The sequence below is a fragment of the Streptomyces sp. NPDC091387 genome (genome assembly GCF_044756945.1).
Taxonomy (GTDB): domain Bacteria; phylum Actinomycetota; class Actinomycetes; order Streptomycetales; family Streptomycetaceae; genus Streptomyces.
The window spans coordinates 43,972-66,627 of sequence record NZ_JBIVTZ010000021.1; the positions used below are offsets into that span (position 1 = coordinate 43,972).

Genomic DNA, 22,656 nt, shown 5'->3' on the forward strand with positions numbered 1-22,656 from the left:
GCCGTCCGGCCGCCCCCACCGCATCCAGCCACGAAGGAGTCCGCACCATGACACTCACCACACTCACCCGCCGCTCCGGAACGACGGACGCCGCCGCCCCGGGCGCCCCCGCCGACGCGCCGCGGGACGGCACCCGGCGCCCCGCCGGCCGCGCCTCCGTCCGCTCCACCCGGGACGCCGACGCCCTCGCCGTCGCCTCGTTCGTCGTAGGACTCGTCGGTCTGCTGGTGATGAACATCCTGCTGGGCCCGGCGGCCGTCGTCATGGCGGTCATCGCCCTGGCCCGCTCCACCGCCCGCCGCGGCCGCGCCCTGCTGGGCCTCGCGCTCGGCATCGCCGACCTGGTGATCCTGGCCTTCCTCGTCACCGGGAACGGCGTCGTCGCCTGGAACTTCGGCGGCTGACGGAGCGCGATTCCCGCCGCTCTCCCCACTGGATCGGGCTCCGGACCGGGGCGGGCGAGAGGCACCTTCCGCGGTGCGCGGGCACCGGGACGCCATGCGCCCGCCGTACGCCCCGCCGCAGGCTCGTAGAATCGAGCCCACCATGGCTTACCTCGACCACGCCGCGACCACGCCGATGCTTCCGGAAGCGATCGCGGCGATGACCGCCCAGCTCGCCGTCACCGGCAACGCGTCCTCCCTGCACGCCGCCGGGCGCCGGGCCCGCCGTACCGTCGAGGAGTCCAGAGAGACCCTCGCCGACGCCCTCGGCGCACGCCCCAGCGAGGTGGTCCTCACCTCCGGCGGCACCGAATCGGACAACCTCGCGGTGAAGGGCCTGTACTGGGCCCGCCGCGACGCCGACCCCCGCCGCACCCGGGTGCTGGCCAGTCCGGTCGAGCACCACGCGGTGCTCGACGCCGTGGACTGGCTCGCCGAGCACGAGGGCGCGACCGTCGAGTACCTCCCCGTCGACCGGTACGGGCGCGTCCACCCGGACGTGCTGCGCGAGGCGCTGGTCCGCGACCCCGACGACGTGGCGATGATCACCGTGATGTGGGCCAACAACGAGATCGGCACCGTCATGCCGATCCGGGAACTGGCCTCAGTAGCCCGCGAGTTCGACGTGCCCATGCATGCCGACGCGGTACAGGCCTTCGGGCAGCTGGAAGTCGACTTCGCCCGCTCCGGACTGGCCGCGATGACCGTCAGCGCGCACAAGATCGGCGGCCCGTTCGGCGTCGGCGCGCTGCTGCTCGGTCGCGAGTACACCCCCGTCCCCGTGCTGCACGGCGGCGGTCAGGAGCGCCATGTGCGCTCCGGCACCCTGGACGTGCCCGGCGTCGCGGCGTTCGCCGTCGCGGGCCGGCTCGCCGCCGACGGGCGCGAGGACTTCGCCCGGGAGATCGGCGGCCTCCGCGACGAACTGGCCGCGGCCGTGCTGGCGCAGGTCCCGGACGCCCTCCTGGGCGGCGACCCGGCCCCCGGCGGCCGGCTCCCGGCGAACGCGCACTTCACCTTCCCCGGCTGCGAGGGCGACTCGCTCCTGCTGCTGCTGGACGCCCAGGGCATCGAGTGCTCGACCGGCTCCGCCTGCACGGCGGGGATCGCCCAGCCCAGTCACGTCCTGCTCGCCACCGGTACCGACCCGGACCTGGCGCGCGGCACCCTGCGCTTCTCGCTCGGCCACACCACGACCAAGCAGGACATCGACGACGTGGCACGGGCGATCGGCCCTGCGGTGGAACGGGCACGCACGGCGGGGCTCAGCTAAGGGCTGTCCCGCAATTCCTTCCGCGTGCGGAGCCACCGGTCAGCAGGTCATGCTGAGGGTCGGCCTCACCGACTCCCACCACAACGCGGTCACGCAGACCCTCACCCGCGCCTACGACGTGCGGTAACCGCACCACACCCCCGGCCGGGCGGTCCCCACGACAGGGGACCGTCCGGCTCTTCCGCGTGCGGCCGCGGGAGCGGTCCGGGCGCCACCCGTACGGGCGCACTTCCGCGGGGTGGCGGCCAGCCTCCCCGCGGACCCCCGGCGGGAATGGACGATCGATGCCCCGGGTCCGCTGCCGTGGGCGGCACGTGCATGCGCGACCACATCGCCGCTGGAGGATGCCCGCATGTTCCGTCCGCTGCGTGCGGCGATGTCCTCGGCACAGGGCCCGACCGACCACGACGACACCACCGCCATCCGCACACCTGCCACCCGCGATGTCGTCCTGGCGACCTTGGCGACGACGGCCGTGGTGATCGTCCTCGGTCTGCTGACCGGGACCGCGGTGCTCCTTCTCGGGCTGCTGGTGTTCCTGCCGGCGTTCGCCGCTGCCCTGTGCAGCCCGTGCCAGACGGCGCTGGTCTCCGCCTGGGTGAGCCTCGTCGTCGTCGCGCCGGTGGTCTTCCAGCCCGGGGAGCGGGTCCTCAACCGGGTGATCCTGACGCTGTTCGCCGTCGGCTTCGGCGCGCTGGCCGTCTACGGCGCCCGGGTGCGCGTCACGCGTGAGGGCGCCCTGGTGCGGCTGCGGTCCACTGCCGCGGCGATGCAGAGGCAGATCCTGCGGCCGTTGCCGCTGCTCACCGACGATGTCCTGGTGGACGGCGTGTACGAGCCCTTGCAGGAGGACAAGCTGGTCGGGGGCGACATCTACGACGTGACGGCCACTCCGTGGGGCACCCGGGTCCTCATCGGTGATGTCCAGGGGAAGGGGCTGGCCGCCATCGGGATGGCCATCGACGTGGTGGGGGCGTTCCGGGAGGCCGCCCACCGGGAGCCGACGATGACGGCGCTCGTCGACGCGATGGAAGCGGCGGTCGTCCGGCACAACGACTACGCCGGACGGCGCGGTGAGCCCGAACGGTTCGTCACCGCCCTCGTGCTGGGGGTGGACGCGCGTACCGACACCCAGGTCGTCGGCTGCGGCCACATCCCGCCCTACCTGCTGCACGAGGGGGCCGTCACCGCCCTCGGCGCAGGGGAGGAACACGTACCGCTGGGCCTGGCCGATCTGGTCGACGAACCACGCACCGTGGCATGGTTCGCCTTCCCCGCCGGGGCCACGTTGCTGCTGTGCACCGACGGCCTGACCGAGGCCCGTTCGCGCGACGGCGCCTTCTATCCGCTGGAGGCGCGGCTCAGCGGCCGCGTCGACATCACCGCCGGCCGGCTGATCGGTTCACTCGTCGACGACGTGCGGAACTTCACCGCCGGAGTGCAACAGGACGACCTGGCGGTTCTCGCGGTACGCCGTGCCCCGCAGCAGGCACTGTAGGGACCGGCCCCGTCGGCACGCCGTCGGTCGACGCGCTGCCCACACGCTCTCGATCCGCACGCCCACCCTCCACTCTCAGCGAGCTGCTCCCACTGTTCAGACGGTTTGGATCCGTGTGAAGAAGCGAGCTATCAGCTCCTGGCCTGGGCCTAGGTCCTGTTCCGGCCCTCGGCCGCCGCCCGGACCAGCTTCATGTACCGGTCCCAGTCCCAGTGCTTCCCCGGGTCCGTGTGATCGGCGCCCGGCACTTCCACGTGCCCGATGATGTGCTCGCGGTCCACCGGTATCCCGTACCGCCCGCATATCGCCGCGGTCAGCCGGGCGGACGCCCCGTACATCGCCGCCGTGAAGTCCTGCGGGCGGTCCACGAAGCCCTCGTGCTCGATGCCCACACTGCGCTCGTTGTACGAGCGGTTCCCCGCGTGGAACGCCACGTCCAGCTCGCGGATCATCTGCGCCACATGACCGTCCTTGCGCACCACGTAGTGCGCCGCCGCACCGTGGCCCGGGTCCTGGAAGACCTTGACCGCGCTCTGGAAACTTCCCTGGGTGACATGGATGACGACCCGGTCGATGCCGTAGTCGTCGGGCCGGTCCGCCCTCCGCCAGTTCGACGGGGACGCCGCCGTCCACTCGGCCCGCGCGTAGTCCACCGCGCCCGGCGTACGGGGCTTCTCCACCCCCGGCAGCCGCCACCAGGCACGTTTCAGCCGGTCCCGGGCCAGCGCCGCCGTGCCGACCGCGGTGACGGCACCGCCGATCAGCACCGAACGCCGGCTGATGCCGGAGCCGGATCCCTCGGCGCCCGTCGTGCCCTTGGTACCCATGTGGTCGACAACGCATATCCATGAGCATTCGGTTCCCGCCGCCCCGTACCCTGGTGGAGCTATGACTCAGACTTCCCAGCGCCCCCTCCGTGTCCTCGCCGCCATGTCGGGCGGTGTCGACTCCGCCGTCGCCGCCGCTCGCGCCGCCGAGGCGGGACACGACGTGACCGGTGTGCACCTCGCCCTCTCCGCGAACCCGCAGTCCTTCCGGACCGGAGCCCGAGGCTGTTGCACGATCGAGGACTCCCGCGACGCCCGCCGCGCCGCGGACGTCATCGGTATCCCCTTCTACGTCTGGGACCTGGCGGAACGCTTCCGCGAGGACGTCGTGGAGGACTTCGTCGCGGAGTACGAGGCCGGCCGCACACCCAACCCGTGCCTGCGCTGCAACGAGAAGATCAAGTTCGCGGCGCTGCTCGACAAGGCCCTCGCCCTGGGCTTCGACGCGGTCTGCACCGGCCACTACGCCACCGTGGTCCTGGCCGACGACGGCACCCGTGAGCTGCACCGCGCCTCCGACATGGCCAAGGACCAGAGCTACGTGCTGGGCGTCCTGGACGAGCGCCAGCTCGCCCACGCCATGTTCCCGCTCGGCGACACCCTCACGACCAAGGACGAGATCCGCGCCGAGGCCGAGCGCCGGGGCCTGGCCGTCGCCAAGAAGCCCGACAGCCACGACATCTGCTTCATCGCCGACGGCGACACCCAGGGCTTCCTCGCGGGCCGCCTCGGCGGCACGGCGGAGGGCGACATCCTCGACGAGTCCGGCACCAAGCTCGGCACCCACGAGGGCGCCTTCGGCTTCACCATCGGCCAGCGCAAGGGCCTGCGCATCGGCCACCCCGCGGCCGACGGCAAGCCGCGCTACGTCCTGGACATCTCCCCGGTGAACAACACGGTCACCGTCGGCCCCGTCGAGGCCCTGGACGTGACCGCGCTGACCGCGATCAAGCCCCGCTGGTGCGGCACCCCGCCGGCCGGCACGGGCACGTACACCGCCCAGCTGCGCGCCCACGGCGGTGAGACCGAGGTGACGGCCGAACTGCTCGACGGGACCCTCAGCGTCTCCTTCACCGAGCCGGTACGGGGCGTGGCCCCGGGCCAGGCGGTCGTGCTGTACGACGGCACCCGGGTGGTCGGCTCCGCGACGATCGCGACGACGGTGCGCCGCGAGACGGCCGCCGCGGGCTGAACCGCCGCACCGCTCGTACTCCGCGCGGAAACGCCCGACCCCTGTACGGGCGTGGCCGCGCGGAGTGCTTTCGTGCCCCCTCAGGACGCCTGGCCCACGTACACGTTCCGGGTGAAGAACTCCTCCAGCACCGGAGCGATCACCTGCGGGGCCGGCTCCTGGGTCTGGCCCGTCAGCGTGCGGTGGCGGCCCCGGGGGAGAGTTTCCGCCAGCAGCCGGGTCGCCGCCCGTGCCGAGGCCGGGGCGAAGCCGCCGCTGAGCACCAGGGTCCGCGCCCGCACGGAGCCGAACCGCGCGGCCGGCACCGAGCCGTCACCGAGCAGCGCGTCGTCGTAGGCCAGGGTGTGCGCCACGGACACCAGGCTCTGCCACAGCGGCGCACTCCGCATCCTGGCGATCAGATCGGCCGGCACGCCCGTCACCGACAGGAACAGCTCCACCGCCCCGTCCCGGTCCCCGGCGGACAGCAGCCGGTGCAGCCGGGCCGTACAGCCCGCCCTGAAGCGCAGACCGGCGGCGCCGGGGGTGTACGGCGGCTCGTGGACCGCGAGCAGGTCCACGGGGAGCCCGGCGGCCTGCGCCTCCAGGGCCAGCGCGCCGCCGGTCCCGACGCCGAACACCGAGGGGCGGCCGCCCACCGTCCCGGCGACCGCGGTCAGGTCCTCGATCTCGCGCTCCACCGCGTAGGGAGCGCTGTCACCGCTGTCGCCACGGCCGCGCCTGTCGTACGTGACGACCTGGAAGCGCGGCGCCAGCAGACGGGCCAGCGGAGCCTCGGTCGCGGCCGTGCCGAGTGCCCCGCCCACCAGGATCACCGGCGGTCCTTCGCCCCGGCACCGGTACGCGATCAGAGTGCCGTCGCGGGAGAGAGTCTTGTCCATGTGAAGGTGGACTGCGGGGCGCCCGGAAACTCATCGCCCGGCGCGAAGAAGTTTTGGAATTTCTCTTCTCCGCAGCTCAGGGCGGTGCGTGACGGCCGCTCAACTGGCTTCGTCCGATGGTCAGGACGCGACGGCCTCGGTGTCGTAGAAGCAGAAGTGGTCCTTGATCGCGGCGACTTCCTCCTTCGGCTCCGGGTACGCCCAGACCAGATCCGCGGCGTCCGGCAGTGACCAGTAGGAGGCGTCTCCCTTGAACGGGCAGTGGGTGCGGGTGTCCGACGCCGTCAGCAGCTCGGTCCTGACGTCCTCGGGAGGCAGGTAGTACCGGACCGGACAGCCGGTCTCGCGCAGGACGAGCGGGCGCCGGCTCTCGGCGAGCAGCACGCCCTCGCGGACCACACGCACATGCTCGGTGCCGGGCTCGACGGTGATGAGGTGTCCTCTGGTGGCAGTCATGTGTTCCTCAGCGGCACAGCACGCGCGTTTCTTCCCCGGCGGCACGGCTGTCGGTGGTGCGTTCTACCGTGGAGGCCATGAAGATCTGCGTATTCCTCTCCGCCGCCGACCTCGACGAGCGCTACACCCGGCCCGCGCGCGAATTCGCCGAACTGCTCGGCCGCGGCGGGCACACCCTGGTCTGGGGCGGTTCGGAGAGCGGGCTGATGAAGGTCGTGGCCGACGGCGTGCAGGAGTCGGGCGGGAAGCTGGTCGGGGTGTCGGTGGACTTCCTGGCCGCGAAGGCCCGTACCAACGCCGACGAGATGGTGATCGCCCGCGATCTCGCCGAGCGCAAGGCGCTCCTCCTGGAGAAGGCCGACGCCGTCGTGATCATGGTGGGCGGCACCGGCACGCTCGACGAGGCCACCGAGATCCTGGAGCTGAAGAAGCACGGCAAGCACACCAAGCCGGTCGTGCTGCTCAACACGGCGGGCTTCTACGACGGCCTGCGCCAGCAGTTCCAGCGCATGGAGGACGAGGGCTTCCTGCCGCTCCCGCTGACCGACCTGGTGTTCTTCGCGAAGGACGGGGTGGGCGCCCTCGCCTACCTGGAGGAGTGGTCCGGCCTGCAGTGATGTGCCGGCGCCGGGGTAGGCGGGTGCGACGATGGGGGTATGTCCACTCACCTCATCACCGGTGCCGGTTCCGGCATCGGCGCAGCAGTCGCCCGCCGTCTCACCGAGCGCGGGGACGATCTCGTACTCCTGGCCCGTGACGCGGGCCGCGCCAAGGAGCTCGCCGCGCTGCACCCCGGCGCCCGCACGATCGTCGGCGACCTCTCCAACCCGGACCGGCTCTCCTGGGCCTTCGCCCAGCAGCCGATGCCGGAGCGGCTCGACTCACTGATGCACATCGCGGGCGTCGTCGAGCTCGGCCGGGTCGGCGAGCTCACGCCCAAGGCCTGGCACCTCCAGCTCAACGCGAACCTCGTCGCCCCGGCCGAGATGACCCGGCTCTTCCTGCCGCAGCTGCGCGTCGCCCAGGGGCACGTCCTCTTCGTCAACTCCGGTGCCGGGCTCGCCGCCCACGCCGAGTGGAGCGCCTACGCGGCGAGCAAGCACGGGCTGAAGGCACTGGCCGACTCGCTGCGCCACGAGGAGCACGGCAACGGGGTCCGGGTGACCTCCGTCTACCCCGGGCGCACCGCGAGCCCCATGCAGGCCAAGGTGCACCAGCAGGAGGGCAAGGAGTACGACGCCGAGCGCTGGATCGACCCGGATTCCGTCGCCACCACGATCCTGATGGCGGTCGACCTGCCGCGCGACGCCGAGGTCAACGACCTCACGGTCCGCCCCGGCCGCTGACGGCACGGGCGGAGAACCGCCGTAGGCTTCCCGCGTGAGCGAGAAGAGCAAGTTCAGCGGGTGCCCGGCCACCGGAATCGGTTCGATGCCCGGAGGGGACGCACGGGAGGCGGCGAAGACCGTCACCGGCTCCTTCGCGGACGGCCAGGGCGTGCCGTACCTGGCGGAACTGCCCGCACGCGGACCGGGCGCGGACATGATCGGGCGGACCATCGGGCTGCTCGTCGAGATGTACGGGCACGTCGAGCCGAGCGGCTGGCGGATCAGCGACCGGCCGGGCCGCGACACCCGCCGGGCCCGCTCCTGGCTCGGCGAGGACCTCGACGCGCTGGAGGAGTTCACCCAGGGCTACGAGGGCCCGCTCAAGGTGCAGGCCGTCGGGCCCTGGACGCTGGCCGCCGCGCTGGAGCGCCGGGGCGGCGAGGCGGTGCTCGGCGACCCGGGCGCCTGCCGCGACCTGGCGGACTCGCTGGCGGAGGGGCTGCGCAACCACCTCGCCGAGGTGCGGCGGCGGATGCCCGGCGCCCGGGTGATCCTCCAGCTCGACGAACCGTCCCTGACCGGGGTCCTCCTCGGGCGGGTCAGGACGGCGAGCGGCTACCGCACCTACCGGGCGGTCGACCGTCAGCTCGTCGAGTCCACTCTGCGTGAGGTGCTGGGCGTGGCGGGCGAGGACGCCTCGGTCGTCCACACCTGCGCGCCCGAGGTGCCGTTCGCGCTGCTGCGCCGGGCCGGGGCGGACGGTATCTCGTTCGACTTCTCCTTGCTCACCGAGCGTGAGGAGGAGGCGATCGGGGAAGCCGTCGAGGGCGGGACCCAGTTGTTCCTCGGGGTGGTGCCGGGTACCGACCCGGCCTCGGGCGGATTGTCGGACCCGGGCGGTAGCGTCATGGGTGTCAGGACGCTGTGGCGCAGGCTGGGGCTGAATCCGGGGACTCTGACCGAGTCCGTGGTCATCACGCCCTCGTGCGGCCTCGCGGGTGCGTCGCCCGCGTACGCACGGGCCGCGCTCGCCCACTGCGGCCGGGCGGCGAGATCGCTCGCAGACAACCCTGAGTAACGGGGCACTGGGTAACGGGAGGACGGGACGATGGCCGGCGAAGAGCAGACGGCAGTGCCAGCGGAGGCACGGGAGCGGCACGCGCTCCTCGCCGAGCAGATCGAGGAGCACCGCTTCCGCTATTACGTGAACGACCAGCCGGTCGTCAGCGACGCCGAGTTCGACCGGCTGATGCGTGAGCTGGAGGGCCTGGAGGACACCTACCCGCCGTTGCGCACGCCCGACTCGCCGTCGCAGAAGGTCGCGGGGCCCTACCGGACGGAATTCACCTCCGTCGAGCACCGCGAGCGGATGCTGTCCCTGGACAACGCCTTCGACGACGAGGAACTGGCCACCTGGGGCGAGCGGGTCGCCCGGGACGTCGGCGCCACCGGCTACCACTTCCTGTGCGAGCTCAAGATCGACGGCCTCGCGGTCAACCTCACCTACGAGAACGGCCTGCTGACCCGGGCCGCGACCCGCGGCGACGGCCGCACCGGTGAGGACATCACGCCCAACGTCCGGACGATCGCGGAGATCCCGCACCGGCTGAAGGGCGACCGTATCCCGGCGCTCGTCGAGATCCGCGGCGAGGTCTTCTTCCCGATGGAGGGATTCGAGGCGCTCAACGCCCGCTTGGTGGAGGCGGACGACAAGCCCTTCGCCAACCCGCGCAACGCGGCGGCCGGTTCGCTGCGCCAGAAGGACCCCAAGGTCACCGCCGGCCGGCCGCTGCACATGGTGGTGCACGGCATCGGGGCCCGCGAGGGCTTCGACATCGACCGCCTCTCGCACGCCTACGAGCTGCTGCACGAGTGGGGACTGCCCACCGCCAAGTACAACAAGGTGGTGGATTCCCTGGACGGAGTACGGGAGTTCATCGCCTACTTCGGTGAGCACCGGCACTCGGTGGAGCACGAGATCGACGGTGTCGTCGTCAAGCTCGACGAGATCCCCCTCCAGGGCCGGCTCGGCTCGACCTCACGCGCGCCGCGCTGGGCGATCGCCTGGAAGTACGCGCCGGAGGAGGTCAACACCAAGCTCCTCAACATCCGGGTCGGCGTCGGCCGCACCGGCCGCGTCACCCCGTACGCCCAGGTGGAACCCGTCGAAGTCGCCGGTTCCGAGGTCGAGTTCGCCACCCTGCACAACCAGAACGTGGTCCGGGCGAAGGGCGTCCTGATCGGCGACACGGTGGTGCTCCGCAAGGCCGGCGATGTGATTCCGGAGATCCTCGGCCCGGTCGTCGACCTCAGGGACGGCACGGAGCAGGCGTTCGTCATGCCCACCGAGTGCCCCGAGTGCGGGACGGAGCTGCGGCCCATGAAGGAGGCCGACATCGACGTCCGGTGCCCCAACGCCCGCACCTGCCCCGCGCAACTGCGGGAGCGCGTCGCCTATCTGGCGGGCCGCAAGTGCCTGGACATCGACCACTTCGGCTATGTCGCGGCCGCCGCCCTGACCCGTCCGCTGGAGCCCGCGGATCCGCCGCTGCGCGACGAGGGCGACCTGTTCGGGCTGACCGTCGAGCAGCTGCTGCCCATCCGGGCCTATGTCCTCGACATGGACAGCGGACTGCCCAAGCGCGACCCGAAGACCGGGGAGGAGAAGACCGCGCTGGTCTTCGCCAACCAGCAGGGCGAACCGAAGAAGAACGCCGTCGCGATGCTGGACGCCATCGCCGAGGCGAAGGAAGCGCCGCTGGCCCGGATCCTCACCGGGCTCTCGATCCGCCATGTCGGTCCCGTCGCCGCGCAGGAGCTGGCCCGTCAGTTCCGCTCCATCGAACGGATCGACGAGGCCACCGAGCAGGAGCTGTCCGACGCCGACGGGGTCGGACCGATCATCGCGGCCTCGGTCAAGGCGTGGTTCGCCGAGGAGTGGCACCGGGAGATCCTGCGCAAGTGGCGGGAGGCCGGGGTCCGGATGGAGGACGAGGGGGCCGGTGAGGAGGAGGGGCCGAGGCCGCTCGAAGGGCTCACCGTCGTCGTCACCGGCACGCTGGCCTCGCACACCAGGGATGGCGCGAAAGAGGCCCTCCAGAGCCGTGGAGCGAAGGTGACGGGTTCCGTTTCGAAGAAGACCTCCTTCGTGGTGGTCGGCGACAACCCCGGTTCGAAGTACGACAAGGCCATGCAGCTGAAGGTGCCCGTGCTGAACGAGGACGGCTTCGCCGTGCTGCTCGCGGACGGGCCGGACGCGGCGCGCGAGGCGGCTGTGCCCGCCGAGGCGGAGACCGGGGAAGGGACCGGCGGGGCGGCCGGGGAGTAGAGCCGGCCGAGGGGCGGGGAGACGTGCGTGTACGCCCCGGATTCACCCGGTCGGCGCATACCAGGTGCTGACGGGCGGTCGGTTCGCATTCGGGCAAGAGATGTAGACGGCTGCCCCTGGAAGCCCTCTGCGGCCTACTGTTGAGGGATGCGCCCGCGGCGCCCGGCCACCGGGTGTGCCTGGCCTGGTCGCAGGGAACGGAACCATCAGGTGACATCGGCACCGCCGGCTGTGAGAGGGACGGAATGAAACCGACCGAGAACGCCGCACCGGTGTCGCGGCTGCAGGGTTTCGCCGGACTCACGCCCAAGGTGGGCGCAGTCGTCGTGGCCCTCGCCACCGTCCAGCTCGCGACCGGTTTCTACCGGACCGTGAGCGGTGGACACGCGCTCTTCCCGGACGGCAGGGCCGGCTGGTCGCTCGCCGTGCTCACCGGGATCGTCGTCGGTCATCTGGTGGCGCTCGGCCGCGACCGCTGGTGGGGCGGCACCGGCTCCGGGGCCGCCCTCACGCTCGCCGTGCTGCTGCTCTACGGCTGGGTGCCCGCCGGACTGGTCAGCCTCGTCGTGGTCGTACTCGTCGGGATGGCCCGCAGGCACCGCTGGTGGCAGGGGCTGCTGCACGGAGCGGTGGACATCCTGGGAGTGGGCGCGGCGGCGCTGGTCATGGCCGCGTTCGGTGAGGTGCAGACCGTCGAGTCGCCCTGGCAGCCACTCGACTGGAGCATCGACGTCGTCCCGGAAGTCCTCCTCGCCGCCTCCACCTACCTGCTCGTCACCCGGGTGCTGCTCTGGTACGCCCGGTCCCCCCAGGGCGGCGGGCTGCCGACCGTCGCCCGCACCGCACTGCTGCGGCAGGGCCTCGTCGCCGTCGCCCTGCTCGGCATCGCACCGCTGATCTGCGTCGTCGCCATGGCCATGCCGGTACTGCTGCCGCTCTTCGCGGTCCCGCTGATCGCGCTCGACTCCACGCTCTGGATCGCCCGCGCCAGGGCCGAGGAGCAGCTGCGGGACCCACTGACCGGGCTGCCGAACCGCCAGTGGCTGCTGGAACGCACCTGGACGGCCCTGGAGGAGGCCGAGAGCGTCGGCACCCGGGTCGGCCTGGTCCTGATCGACCTCGACCGCTTCCGGGCGGTCAACGACACCCTGGGCCATCTGGCGGGGGACCGGCTGCTGCTGCAGATAGCGGAACGCCTGCGCCTGGCCCTGCCGCGCGGGGCGGAGGCGGCCAGGCTCGGCGGTGACGAGTTCGCCGTCCTGCTGCCGACCGCGGACTCCGCCACCAGCGCCCAGCGGATCGCCCGTCACCTGGTCGCAGAGCTCTCCTCCCCGCTCGACCTCGACGGGCTCACCCTGGTGCTGGAGGCCAGCGCGGGTGTCTCCGTCTACCCCGACCACGCACTGGACGCCGAGGGCCTGCTGCGCCGCGCGGACGTGGCGATGTACCAGGCCAAGCGCGACCGCACGGGCGTCGAGGTGTACGAGTCGAAGCGCGACAGCAACACCCCGGACCGGCTCGGGCTCCTCGGAGACCTGCGGCGCGCGCTGGACGCCGGCGAGGTCGAGCTCCACTACCAGCCGAAGGTCCGCTTCGACGGACAGGTGGCCGGTCTCGAAGCCCTGGTCCGCTGGGTGCACCCGGAGCGGGGCCGGGTCCCTCCGGACGAGTTCATCGCCATCGCCGAGTCGTCCGGGCTGATGCCGCACCTCACCGAGTACGTACTGGAGACGGCGCTCGCCCAGGTCGCGAGATGGCGGGCGCAGGGGCTGTTCGTCCCGGTCGCGGTCAACGTCTCCCCGCGCGACGTGCACACCCCGGGGTTCGCGGGCAGTGTCGCGGCCCGGCTGGCCCGGCACGGCGTTCCGGCCGGCGCGCTCCAGCTGGAGATAACGGAGCACGTACTCCTGGAGGACCCGCAGCGGGCCGCGGACACGCTGGCCGGGCTCACCGGGCACGGCGTGAAGATGTCCCTGGACGACTTCGGTACGGGGTACTCCTCCCTCGTCCACCTGCGCCGGCTGCCGGTCAGCGAGCTCAAGATCGACCGGTCCTTCGTGGCCCGGCTCGCCATCGACCACGAGGACGCGGAGATCGTCCGCTGCACGATCGACCTGGCGCACTCGCTCGGTCTGCTGGTCGTCGCCGAGGGCGTGGAGGACGACGAGACCTGGGAGCGGCTGCGGGACCTGCGCTGCGACGCGGTCCAGGGCTGGCTGGTGGCCGCCGCGATGCCGCCCCAGGAGACGACCGCGTGGCTGCGGGCGCGGGGCGAGCACGGGTGGCGGCGGCCCGCGGAGCTGGCGGCCGCCGCTGCGGCCGCGGCAGCGGCGGCATCGACGCCCGAGCTGGAGCAGCGCCCCCCGGGGCGGCCGGTCGACTCGCGGCCCGCGACGTCGTAGGGCGGGGCGCGGGGCTGCGGTGAGGCGCCCGGAGGCGCCTGGTGGTCGCTTCGCCGAGCAGGTGTTCCACGGGTGGCCGTGGCCTGTCCGGGCGACCCCATAGGATTGGGGGCCGGCGGCACATTTCCACCTGCCGCGCGACGTCCGGCACGCACGCTCGCCGTGTTGCCGAAGCGCCCATGTGGCTCCGCCACGAGGGCGCTCCGGCGCCTTGCGATCGCACGCACCAGACGCCGCGCGGCCCGTCCTTCGGACGGACGGCGGAAATGTGCCGCCGGCCCCCGGCCAAAACCACACACCAACCCCTGAGGATCGCTGCATGCCTGGCATCACGCGCGAGGAGGTCGCCCACCTCGCCCGGCTGGCGCGTCTGGAGCTGAAGGGCGAAGAGCTCGATCACTTCGCCGGTCAGCTCGACGACATCATCGGCGCGGTCGCCCGCGTCTCCGAGGTCGCCGACCAAGACGTACCGCCGACCTCCCATCCGCTGCCGCTGACCAACGTCATGCGGACGGACGAGGTCCGTCCCTCGCTCACCCCCGCGCAGGCGCTCTCCGGCGCCCCGGCCCAGGAGCAGCAGCGTTTCAAGGTGCCGCAGATCCTGGGGGAGGACTAAAAAGCCATGACGGACATCAGCACCATCATCAAGCTCACCGCCGCCGAGACCGCCGCGAAGATCGCTTCCGGTGAGCTCACGGCCGTCGAGGTCACCGAGGCCCACCTGGCCCGGATCGAGGCCGTCGACGAGAAGGTCCACGCCTTCCTGCACGTCGACCGCGAGGGCGCGCTCACGCAGGCCCGCGCCGTCGACGCGAAGAGGGCCGCGGGCGAGAAGCTCGGCCCGCTGGCCGGCGTCCCGCTCGCGCTCAAGGACATCTTCACCACGCAGGACATGCCGACCACCGTCGGCTCGAAGATCCTCGAAGGCTGGGTCCCGCCCTACGACGCGACCGTCACCAAGCGGCTGAAGGCCGCCGACGTCGTCATCCTCGGCAAGACCAACATGGACGAGTTCGCCATGGGGTCCTCCACCGAGAACAGCGCCTACGGGCCGACCGGCAACCCGTGGGACCTCACCCGTATCCCGGGCGGCTCCGGCGGCGGCTCCTCGGCCGCGCTCGCCTCGTTCGAGGCCCCGCTCGCCATCGGCACGGACACCGGCGGTTCGATCCGCCAGCCCGCCGCCGTCACCGGCACCGTCGGCGTCAAGCCCACCTACGGCGGCGTCTCCCGCTACGGCATGGTGGCCTTCTCGTCCTCCCTCGACCAGGGCGGCCCCTGCGCCCGTACGGTCCTGGACGCGGCACTGCTGCACGAGGTCATCGCCGGACACGACCCGCTCGACTCCACGTCCATCGACGCCCCGGTCCCGCCGGTCGTCGAGGCCGCGCGCAACGGCTCGGTGGAGGGCATGCGCGTCGGGGTCGTCAAGCAGTTCTCCGGCGAGGGCTACCAGGCCGGCGTCGTCCAGCGCTTCAACGAGTCCGTCGAACTGCTGAAGTCGCTCGGCGCCACCGTCGTCGAGCTGGACTGCCCGTCCTTCGACCTCGGCCTTTCGGCGTACTACCTCATTGCGCCGTCCGAGTGCTCCTCGAACCTCGCCCGCTTCGACGCCATGCGCTACGGCCTGCGGGTCGGCGACGACGGCACGAAGTCCGCCGAGGAGGTCACCGCGCTCACCCGCGAGGCCGGCTTCGGCGACGAGGTCAAGCGCCGCATCATCCTCGGTACGTACGCGCTGAGCTCCGGCTACTACGACGCCTACTACGGTTCGGCGCAGAAGGTCCGCACCCTGATCACGCGGGACTTCGAGAAGGCGTTCGAGCAGGTGGACGTCATCGTCTCCCCGACGACGCCGACCACCGCCTTCCCGATCGGCGAGCGCGCCGACGACCCGATGGCGATGTACCTCGCGGACCTGTGCACCATTCCGACCAACCTGGCCGGCAACGCCGCCATGTCGCTTCCCTGCGGCCTGGCACCTGAGGACGGCCTGCCGGTCGGGCTGCAGATCATCGCCCCCGCCATGAAGGACGACCGGCTGTACAAGGTCGGAGCCGCCGTTGAGGCCGCCTTCGTGGAAAAGTGGGGACACCCACTGCTCGAGGAGGCTCCGTCGCTGTGAGTGCCATGGCAAAGAAGGCCACGAACTTCAAGAAGTCCAAGACCGGGCTGTACGTCTCGCTCGGCAGCACCGCGTTCGGCGCGATCAGTGTTGCCAAGCAGATCAGGCTCGCGCGCAACGACAACGACACACTGCGGCTCATCGACGCCACCGTGTCCGCCGCCGCCATCGTCACCGGCCTCGCGATCCTCTATCGCGAACTGAAGCGTCTCGGCGACGACGACGTCCTGCTGGGCTGAGAGGGAAAGTTTTCACCGTGACTGCTGTCATTGACCTGGAGTCGTACGAGGACGCCCTCGCGACGTACGACCCCGTCATGGGCCTCGAAGTCCATGTCGAGCTGGGCACCAAGACCAAGATGTTCTGCGGCTGCTCCACCGAGCTCAAGCAGGACGCCAACTCCCAGACCTGCCCGGTCTGTCTCGGGCTGCCCGGCGCGCTGCCGGTCGTCAACGAGATCGGCGTCGAGTCCGCCATCAAGATCGGTCTCGCGCTGAACTGCGAGATCGCCGAATGGTGCCGCTTCGCCCGGAAGAACTACTTCTATCCGGACATGCCGAAGAACTTCCAGACCTCCCAGTACGACGAGCCGATCGCCTTCGACGGCTATCTGGACGTCCAGCTGGAGGACGGGGAGATCTTCCGGGTGCAGATCGAGCGCGCCCACATGGAGGAGGACACCGGCAAGTCGACCCACGTCGGCGGCGCCACCGGCCGTATCCACGGCGCGTCCCACTCCCTGCTCGACTACAACCGCGCGGGCATCCCGCTCATCGAGATCGTCACCAAGCCGATCGAGGGAGCGGGCGCACGGGCCCCCGAGGTCGCCAAGGCGTACGTCGCCGAGCTCCGCGAGCTCATCAAGGCGCTCGGCGTCTCGGAGGCCCGGATGGAGATGGGCCAGATGCGCTGCGACGTGAACCTGTCGCTGCGCCCGCACGGCCGCGAGGCGTTCGGTACGCGTTCCGAGACGAAGAACGTGAACTCGCTGCGTTCCGTCGAGCGGGCCGCCCGCTTCGAGATCCAGCGCCACGCCGCGGTGCTGAACTCCGGGGGCACGATCGTGCAGGAGACCCGGCACTTCCACGAGGAGGACGGCTCCACCACGGCCGGCCGCATCAAGGACAACGCCGAGGACTACCGCTACTTCCCGGAGCCCGACCTCGTCCCGGTCGCCCCGGCCCGCGCCTGGGTCGAGGAGCTGCGGGGCGGTCTCCCCGAGCTGCCGCGGCTGCGCCGCGCCCGGCTCAAGGAGGAGTGGGGCATCAATGAGCACGACATGCAGTCCATCCTCAACGCGGGTGCGGTCGAACTGATCGTCGCGACCATCGACGCGGGCGCTCCCGCCGACCAGGCCCGCAAGTGGTGGATGGGCGAGCTGGCCCGTAACGCCAACGAGACCGGCCGCGGCCTCGACGAGCTGCCCGTCACCCCGGTGCAGGTCGCCAGGGTGGCCGAGCTCGTCGCCTCGGGCGACCTCAACGACAAGCTGGCCCGTCAGGTGCTGGAGGGCGTCCTCGTGGGCGAGGGCGACCCGGACACCGTCGTCGAGAAGCGCGGCCTGAAGGTCGTCTCGGACGAGGGCGCGCTGTCCACGGCCGTCGACGAGGCCATCGCGGGCAACGCCGCCATCGCGGACAAGATCCGTGGCGGCAAGGTCGCCGCCGCCGGCGCGCTCGTCGGCGCCGTCATGAAGGCCACCCGCGGCCAGGCGGACGCGGCCCGGGTGCGTGAGCTGATCCTGGAGAAGCTCGGCGTCCAGGGCTGAGTCCGTTCCGTACGTCCTCAAGGGGCGGTGCATCCGGTACCACCGGGCGCACCGCCCCTTTCACCGCTCCGGAGAGCCCACTGAACGCCGTCACCGCCGAGATCGTCTCCGTCGCCCTCCTGCTGGGGGTGCTGGCGTTCGCCGTCGTACGCCCCCGGGGACTGCCGGAGGCGACCGTCGCCGTGCCCGCCGCGGTGCTGGTCATCGCGGTGGGCGCGGTCTCCTGGCCGGAGGCCCGGTCCCAGGTGAGCAGCCTGCTGCCGGTCGTCGGGTTCCTCGCCGCGATCCTGGTACTGGCGCAGCTCTGCGCCGACGAAGGGCTCTTCAGAGCGGCCGGTGACCTGGTCGCCCGCGCCTGCGGCGGGCGGACCGGCCCGCTGCTCGCGGGCGTCTTCGCCGTCGCGTCGGTGATCACGGCGGTGCTCAGTCTGGACGCCACCGTCGTCCTGCTGACCCCGGTCGTCCTCGCGACCGCGGCCCGCGTCGGGGCCCGCCCCCGCCCGTACGTGTACGCCTGCGCGCACCTCGCCAACTCCGCCTCCCTCCTGCTCCCCGTCTCCAATCTGACCAACCTCCTGGCGTTCACGGCCAGCGGTCTCTCCTTCACCCGCTTCGCCGCCCTGATGACGCTGCCGTGGCTGGCGGCGATCGCCGTCGAGTACGTGGTCTTCCGCCGGTTCTTCGCGGCCGACCTGGCGGCGGGGGCGTACCCGCCGAAGCCGGCGGACGACCGGCCCGCCGTCCCCGTCTTCACCCTGGTCGTCCTGGTGCTGACCCTGTGCGGATTCGTCGTGACCTCGTTCGCGGGCGCGGAGCCGCTGTGGGCGGCGCTGGCGGGCGCCAGCGTGCTGGCCGTACGGGCGCTGGTGAAGCGGGAGACCACCGTGAAGGGGCTGGCGCACTCCGCGAACGTGCCGTTCTGCCTGTTCGTGCTGGCCCTGGGCGTCGTCGTCAAGGCGGTCGTCGACCACGGCCCGGGTACCGGTATCGCCCGGCTCCTGCCGGACGGCTCGTCGTTGCCCGCGCTGCTGGCGGTGGCCGCGGTGGCGGCGGTGCTCGCCAACCTGATCAACAACCTGCCGGCGATCCTCGCCCTGCTCCCGGTCGTCGCGGCGGCCGGCCCGGGGCCGCTGCTGGCCGCGCTGATCGGGGTGAACCTCGGGCCGAACCTCACGTACGTCGGCTCGCTCGCCACCCTGCTGTGGCGTCGCATCCTGCACACGCACGGCGAGGCGCCGGAACTCGGCCACTTCACCAGGCTCGGGCTGCTGACCGTACCGGCGACGCTGGCGGTGTCGACGGTCGCGCTCTGGGGGTCGCTGCGGGTGATCGGGGTCTGACGCACGCTCCCGCGAGCCCGCCGGACGGCCGAGCCGATGTCGCCCATATGCGGATCCGACGCCTGTGAGTAAGGCCACGAATGGGGCAAATAATCACAGTTCACTGTCAGAGTGACGGTTCTCAAGGTCTTGCGTTTCCCGCGGACGGCTCTGCCGAGCCGTCGGAGAGACCACGAACCCGCAGGGAGCTCGTCCCTTGGCTGCTATCGCCCGCTGGTGCGTCGCACACCGTCTCGTCGCCGTCCTCATCTGGCTGCTCGCGCTCGGCGGCACGGCCGCGGGCGCGGTGTTCGCGGGCAGTTCGTACACGAACGACTACGAGGCGCCCGGCACCGAATCCGGCCAGGCCGCCGACCTGTTGAAGAGCGGCTTCACGAACCTCGGCGGGGACACCGACACCATCGTCTGGCACACCGACGACTCCACCGTGCGGGTGGCCGACGTCGAGCAGAAGATGACGGCGACCCTGCACGCGGTCGAACGGCTGCCGGGTGTCGGCGACGTCAGCGGGCCCTACACCCAGTCGGGCACCGGCCAGATCAGCGCGGACGGGCGCACGGCCTACGCCACGGTCACCTTCGACCGGCAGGCCGACGACGTACCGGTGGCGCAGGCAGAGGCGGTCGTCAGCACCGCGAAGGCCGCCTCGGGCGAACACCTCAGGGTCGAGCTGGGCGGCTCGGCCGTCGCCCTCACCGAGGCGCCCGCCGTGCACCTCAGCGAGGCCATCGGGGTCGCCGTCGCGGCCGTCGTGCTCTTCCTCGCCTTCGGCTCGCTCGCCGCCAGCATGCTGCCCATCGCCACCGCTCTCGTCTCGGTCGGCACGGCGTACGCGGGGATCGTGCTGCTCGGGCACGTGATGACCGTCGCCGACTTCGCGCCCATGCTCGGGATGCTCGTCGGGCTCGGGGTCGGCATCGACTACGCCCTCTTCATCGTCACCCGGCACCGCAGAGCGCTCCGGCGCGGCATGACCGTCCCCGAGGCGGCGGAGCACGCGGTCGCCACGACCGGACGGGCCGTCGTCTTCGCCGGGGCCACCGTCTGCATCGCGCTGCTGGGCATGCTGATCCTGCGGCTGAGCTTCCTCAACGGGGTCGCCGTCGCCGCCTCGCTCACCGTCGTGCTGACCGTGGCGGCCGCCGTGACGCTGCTGCCGGCCCTGCTGTCCTTCATCGGCATGAGGGCGCTGAGCAGGCGCGAGCGCAGACGGCTCGCCCAGCACGGCCCGCAGCCGGACCTGCCCACCGGGTTCGCCGCGCGCTGGTCCGCCTTCGTCGAGCGGCACCCCAAACTGCTCGGCGGGATCGCGGTGGTGGTGATGCTGGTCCTCGCGATCCCCACCTTCTCGCTCCACCTGGGCAGCTCCGACCAGGGGAACAACGCGAGGTCCTCGACCACCCGGCAGGCGTACGACCTGCTGGCCGACGGCTTCGGTCCCGGCGTCAACGGGCCGCTGACCGTCGCCGCCCAGCTCGACGGCGCGGACGACCGGCTGGCGATGGACGCGCTGCCCGCCACGCTGCGCGCCACCGACGGGGTCGCCTGGGCCTACCCGGTCACGTACAACTCCAGCGGCGACACCGCGTTCGTCACCGTCGTCCCGGACTCCGCGCCGCAGTCCCAGCAGACCAGCGAGCTCGTCGACCGGCTGCGTACGGACATCCTGCCGAAGGCCGCCGACAACACCTCGCTCCGGACCCATGTGGGCGGCGTGACGGCCAGCTACGACGACTTCGCGCAGATCATCATCGGGAAACTCCCGCTCTTCATCGGTGTCGTCATAGGGCTCGGCTGCCTGCTCCTGCTGATGGCCTTCCGGTCGGTCGGCATCCCGCTGAAGGCGGCGGTGATGAACGTGGCGGCGGTCGCCTCCTCGTTCGGCGTGGTCGTCGCGATCTTCCAGTGGGGATGGGGGAGCGAGCTGCTGGGGCTGGGCAGCGCGGGCCCCATCGAACCCTTCCTGCCGGTCATCATGGTGTCCGTGCTCTTCGGCCTCTCCATGGACTACCAGGTGTTCCTGGTCGGCCGGATGTACGAGGAGTGGCTGGAGACCGGCGACAACCGGCGGGCGGTCCGGGTCGGCCTCGCGGAGACCAGCCGGGTGATCAACTCGGCCGCGGTGATCATGATCTCGGTCTTCCTCGCGTTCGTGCTCAGCGGCGACCGGGTCATCGCGATGTTCGGGATCGCGCTCGCCGCCGCCGTCGCACTGGACGCCTTCGTCCTGCGCACACTGCTGGTACCCGCCCTGATGCACCTGCTGGGCGGGGCGAACTGGTGGCTGCCGGGCTGGCTGGACCGCAGACTGCCGCGTCTCAGCATCGAGCCTTCCGACTGCCGGGCGCCCCGTGCGAAGATCCCGGGGGCGGGCACGAGCCAGGACGACGAGGCCGTACCGGCCGCGCAACGCGTCCGCTGACCGGCGCGGAAACGCGGTGGGCGAGATACGGGGAGGCCGCGATGCTCGCGGTATCGCCGGGGGCGACGGGGCCGAGCGGCTCGGGACGACGCGGGACGGCGTGCTGCGCCAGAACCACCTGTACCGAGGCGTGAGACACGACTCCGAGACCTGGTCCGTGCCGGCCCCGGAACGGCGGGCCGGGCAGGGCTGAGCCGGGGTACGGGAGCGGGGCGCCGCCGGACGTTAAGAAGGTTCTCATCCGGGGCACCTAGCGTGCGGGAAATGAACCCCACCACTCCCACTACTCCCACAGCTCCCGTCGCCGAGGGCGACGGAGAGAAGACGACGGCGAAGAAGGCCGTCACCGACACCGCCGAGGACAAGGACACGGCGGCGCAGCTCGACGAGGCACGCACCGCCTCCGCAGAGCCCACGGACCGCGACGCGGACGGGTCCGCGGACACCGACACCGACGTGGATCCGGCCGCGGCGGAGCAGGACTTCGACCTCGACCTGGACGACGACGAGTCCGGCAAGGAGTCCGCCGGTCTCGGCACCGCCGCCGCGGCCGTCGTCTCCGTCGGCCTCGGCATCGTCGCGCTCACCGGGGCCTGGAGCGGCCGGGTCGTCGCCGAGCGCGAGACCCTCCTCGGGCAGATCAAGACGTCGTCCGGTGGCTCCGCGGCGCAGCAGATCTCCGAGATCTACGGCAACGCCTGGCACTCCACCGCCCTGGTCAACGGCCTCTTCGCGCTCGTCGCCCTGCTGGTCGGCATCTACGTCCTGGTCCGCCCCGCCTTCGGCGCCCCGTCCGCGCACCCGCAGGCAGGCTGGGTCCGCGCGGTGGCCATGGGCGGCATCGCGCTCGGTGTGATCGGTGTGCTGATCTCCGTCGGCATGTACTTCGACCTCATCGTCGCCCTGCCCACGGCGCCCGCCGCGACCGCGGGAAGCTGACCCGGGGACAGGTACTTCCCCTCCCGTACGGCGCCTCCCGGCGCGGCCTAAGGCATCCACGGCGCCGATCGCGGGCCTTGTGCGGTGACGTGGGCGGCCGCCTAAGGCGCCGGCCCGTCGGAGATGCGGAACTCGCCCGATGCGGCGGCACCCCCTGGGGGACGACAGTGGAGGCACGGCAGACGAACTGCCGCCACCGAGGCCCGACGGGCCCTCGTCACCAGGGGGGAATCGCATGTTCACGCTGGAGTTCCAGAAGATCAGGCAGGCCGAACTGATCCGCCGCGCCGACAACGAGCGGCTCATCAGGGAAGCGCGTCGCGCCGACCGGGCCGCCCGCAGCTCGGCACGCAAGGAGCGCGAGAGGACGGTGAGTGCGGACAGGGAACGGGAACGGTTCGCGCACGCCGCGTAAGGGCCGAAAGACGATGCCT

At 71.8% G+C, this 22,656-nt stretch carries 20 protein-coding genes and 1 pseudogene; 18 read left to right on the plus strand and 3 right to left on the minus strand.

The genetic code is table 11. From position 1 onward, the window contains the following. Positions 1–47: 47 nt before the first annotated feature. The 3 genes from ACIQM0_RS33270 (at position 48) to ACIQM0_RS33280 (ending at position 3,214) form a co-directional block, all read left to right on the plus strand. Positions 48–404: a DUF4190 domain-containing protein gene (locus ACIQM0_RS33270; RefSeq protein ID WP_401293974.1), complete on the plus strand. Its 357-nt coding sequence runs from the start codon at positions 48–50 to the stop codon at positions 402–404. A gap of 142 nt (positions 405–546) precedes the next feature. Then, positions 547–1,716 (plus strand): cysteine desulfurase family protein, encoded by a 1,170-nt coding sequence (locus ACIQM0_RS33275; RefSeq protein ID WP_401293976.1) that lies wholly within the window; start codon positions 547–549, stop codon positions 1,714–1,716. A gap of 352 nt (positions 1,717–2,068) precedes the next feature. After that, positions 2,069–3,214 (plus strand): PP2C family protein-serine/threonine phosphatase, encoded by a 1,146-nt coding sequence (locus ACIQM0_RS33280; RefSeq protein ID WP_401293979.1) that lies wholly within the window; start codon positions 2,069–2,071, stop codon positions 3,212–3,214. Between the two features lie 149 nt (positions 3,215–3,363). On the opposite strand, the gene ACIQM0_RS33285 is transcribed toward ACIQM0_RS33280, so the two are convergent. Next, positions 3,364–4,041, minus strand: coding sequence for an N-acetylmuramoyl-L-alanine amidase (locus ACIQM0_RS33285; protein WP_401293982.1), 678 nt, complete (start codon positions 4,039–4,041; stop codon positions 3,364–3,366). A 61-nt stretch (positions 4,042–4,102) separates the two neighbouring features. Here ACIQM0_RS33285 and mnmA point away from each other — a divergent pair, with 61 nt between their 5' ends. After that, positions 4,103–5,233: a tRNA 2-thiouridine(34) synthase MnmA gene (gene mnmA, locus ACIQM0_RS33290; protein ID WP_401293985.1), complete on the plus strand. Its 1,131-nt coding sequence runs from the start codon at positions 4,103–4,105 to the stop codon at positions 5,231–5,233. 80 nt (positions 5,234–5,313) lie between these two features. On the opposite strand, the gene ACIQM0_RS33295 is transcribed toward mnmA, so the two are convergent. Beyond that, positions 5,314–6,114 carry an alpha/beta fold hydrolase gene (locus ACIQM0_RS33295; RefSeq protein WP_401293988.1) on the minus strand — a complete coding sequence of 267 codons (801 nt, stop codon included), beginning with the start codon at positions 6,112–6,114 and terminating at the stop codon, positions 5,314–5,316. Between the two features lie 120 nt (positions 6,115–6,234). After that, a complete protein-coding gene (locus ACIQM0_RS33300; protein ID WP_362962870.1) occupies positions 6,235–6,570 on the minus strand; it encodes a DUF427 domain-containing protein in 336 nt (111 codons plus the stop codon). Between the two features lie 77 nt (positions 6,571–6,647). Here ACIQM0_RS33300 and ACIQM0_RS33305 point away from each other — a divergent pair, with 77 nt between their 5' ends. The 14 genes and pseudogenes from ACIQM0_RS33305 (at position 6,648) to ACIQM0_RS33370 (ending at position 22,637) form a co-directional block, all read left to right on the plus strand. Beyond that, on the plus strand, positions 6,648–7,187 hold the full coding sequence (locus ACIQM0_RS33305) for a TIGR00730 family Rossman fold protein (RefSeq protein WP_363030472.1): 540 nt from the start codon (positions 6,648–6,650) through the stop codon (positions 7,185–7,187). A gap of 39 nt (positions 7,188–7,226) precedes the next feature. Further along, a complete protein-coding gene (locus ACIQM0_RS33310) occupies positions 7,227–7,916 on the plus strand; it encodes an SDR family oxidoreductase (protein ID WP_401293992.1) in 690 nt (229 codons plus the stop codon). Between the two features lie 34 nt (positions 7,917–7,950). Then, the gene (locus tag ACIQM0_RS33315; RefSeq protein WP_363030474.1) at positions 7,951–8,976 is read left to right on the plus strand and encodes a methionine synthase; all 1,026 of its coding nucleotides are present in this window, start codon (positions 7,951–7,953) and stop codon (positions 8,974–8,976) included. Positions 8,977–9,006: 30 nt separating this feature from the next. Next, positions 9,007–11,226: an NAD-dependent DNA ligase LigA gene (ligA, locus tag ACIQM0_RS33320; protein WP_401293995.1), complete on the plus strand. Its 2,220-nt coding sequence runs from the start codon at positions 9,007–9,009 to the stop codon at positions 11,224–11,226. A gap of 245 nt (positions 11,227–11,471) precedes the next feature. Next, positions 11,472–13,628, plus strand: a complete 2,157-nt coding sequence (locus ACIQM0_RS33325) for a putative bifunctional diguanylate cyclase/phosphodiesterase (protein WP_401293998.1) — start codon at positions 11,472–11,474, stop codon at positions 13,626–13,628. A 319-nt stretch (positions 13,629–13,947) separates the two neighbouring features. Further along, positions 13,948–14,244, plus strand: a complete 297-nt coding sequence (gene gatC, locus ACIQM0_RS33330; protein ID WP_024492941.1) for an Asp-tRNA(Asn)/Glu-tRNA(Gln) amidotransferase subunit GatC — start codon at positions 13,948–13,950, stop codon at positions 14,242–14,244. Positions 14,245–14,250: 6 nt separating this feature from the next. Next, entirely contained in the window at positions 14,251–15,753 is a 1,503-nt protein-coding gene (gene gatA / locus ACIQM0_RS33335; RefSeq protein ID WP_401294001.1) for an Asp-tRNA(Asn)/Glu-tRNA(Gln) amidotransferase subunit GatA, read from the plus strand. 5 nt (positions 15,754–15,758) lie between these two features. Next, on the plus strand, positions 15,759–15,992 hold the full coding sequence (locus ACIQM0_RS33340; protein WP_073738655.1) for a hypothetical protein: 234 nt from the start codon (positions 15,759–15,761) through the stop codon (positions 15,990–15,992). 17 nt (positions 15,993–16,009) lie between these two features. Beyond that, on the plus strand, positions 16,010–17,521 hold the full coding sequence (gene gatB / locus ACIQM0_RS33345) for an Asp-tRNA(Asn)/Glu-tRNA(Gln) amidotransferase subunit GatB (protein WP_401294004.1): 1,512 nt from the start codon (positions 16,010–16,012) through the stop codon (positions 17,519–17,521). 101 nt (positions 17,522–17,622) lie between these two features. Next, complete coding sequence (locus ACIQM0_RS33350) at positions 17,623–18,861, plus strand: SLC13 family permease (RefSeq protein ID WP_401294110.1); 1,239 nt, start codon at positions 17,623–17,625, stop codon at positions 18,859–18,861. A 196-nt stretch (positions 18,862–19,057) separates the two neighbouring features. Then, complete coding sequence (locus ACIQM0_RS33355) at positions 19,058–21,283, plus strand: MMPL family transporter (protein ID WP_401294007.1); 2,226 nt, start codon at positions 19,058–19,060, stop codon at positions 21,281–21,283. Positions 21,284–21,353: 70 nt separating this feature from the next. Next, positions 21,354–21,476, plus strand: a pseudogene (locus ACIQM0_RS33360) (RimJ/RimL family protein N-acetyltransferase); the annotation flags it as partial. A 71-nt stretch (positions 21,477–21,547) separates the two neighbouring features. Next, positions 21,548–22,222, plus strand: coding sequence for a hypothetical protein (locus ACIQM0_RS33365; RefSeq protein ID WP_401294010.1), 675 nt, complete (start codon positions 21,548–21,550; stop codon positions 22,220–22,222). A 235-nt stretch (positions 22,223–22,457) separates the two neighbouring features. Continuing rightward, positions 22,458–22,637: a hypothetical protein gene (locus ACIQM0_RS33370; RefSeq protein ID WP_401294013.1), complete on the plus strand. Its 180-nt coding sequence runs from the start codon at positions 22,458–22,460 to the stop codon at positions 22,635–22,637. Positions 22,638–22,656 lie beyond the last annotated feature (19 nt).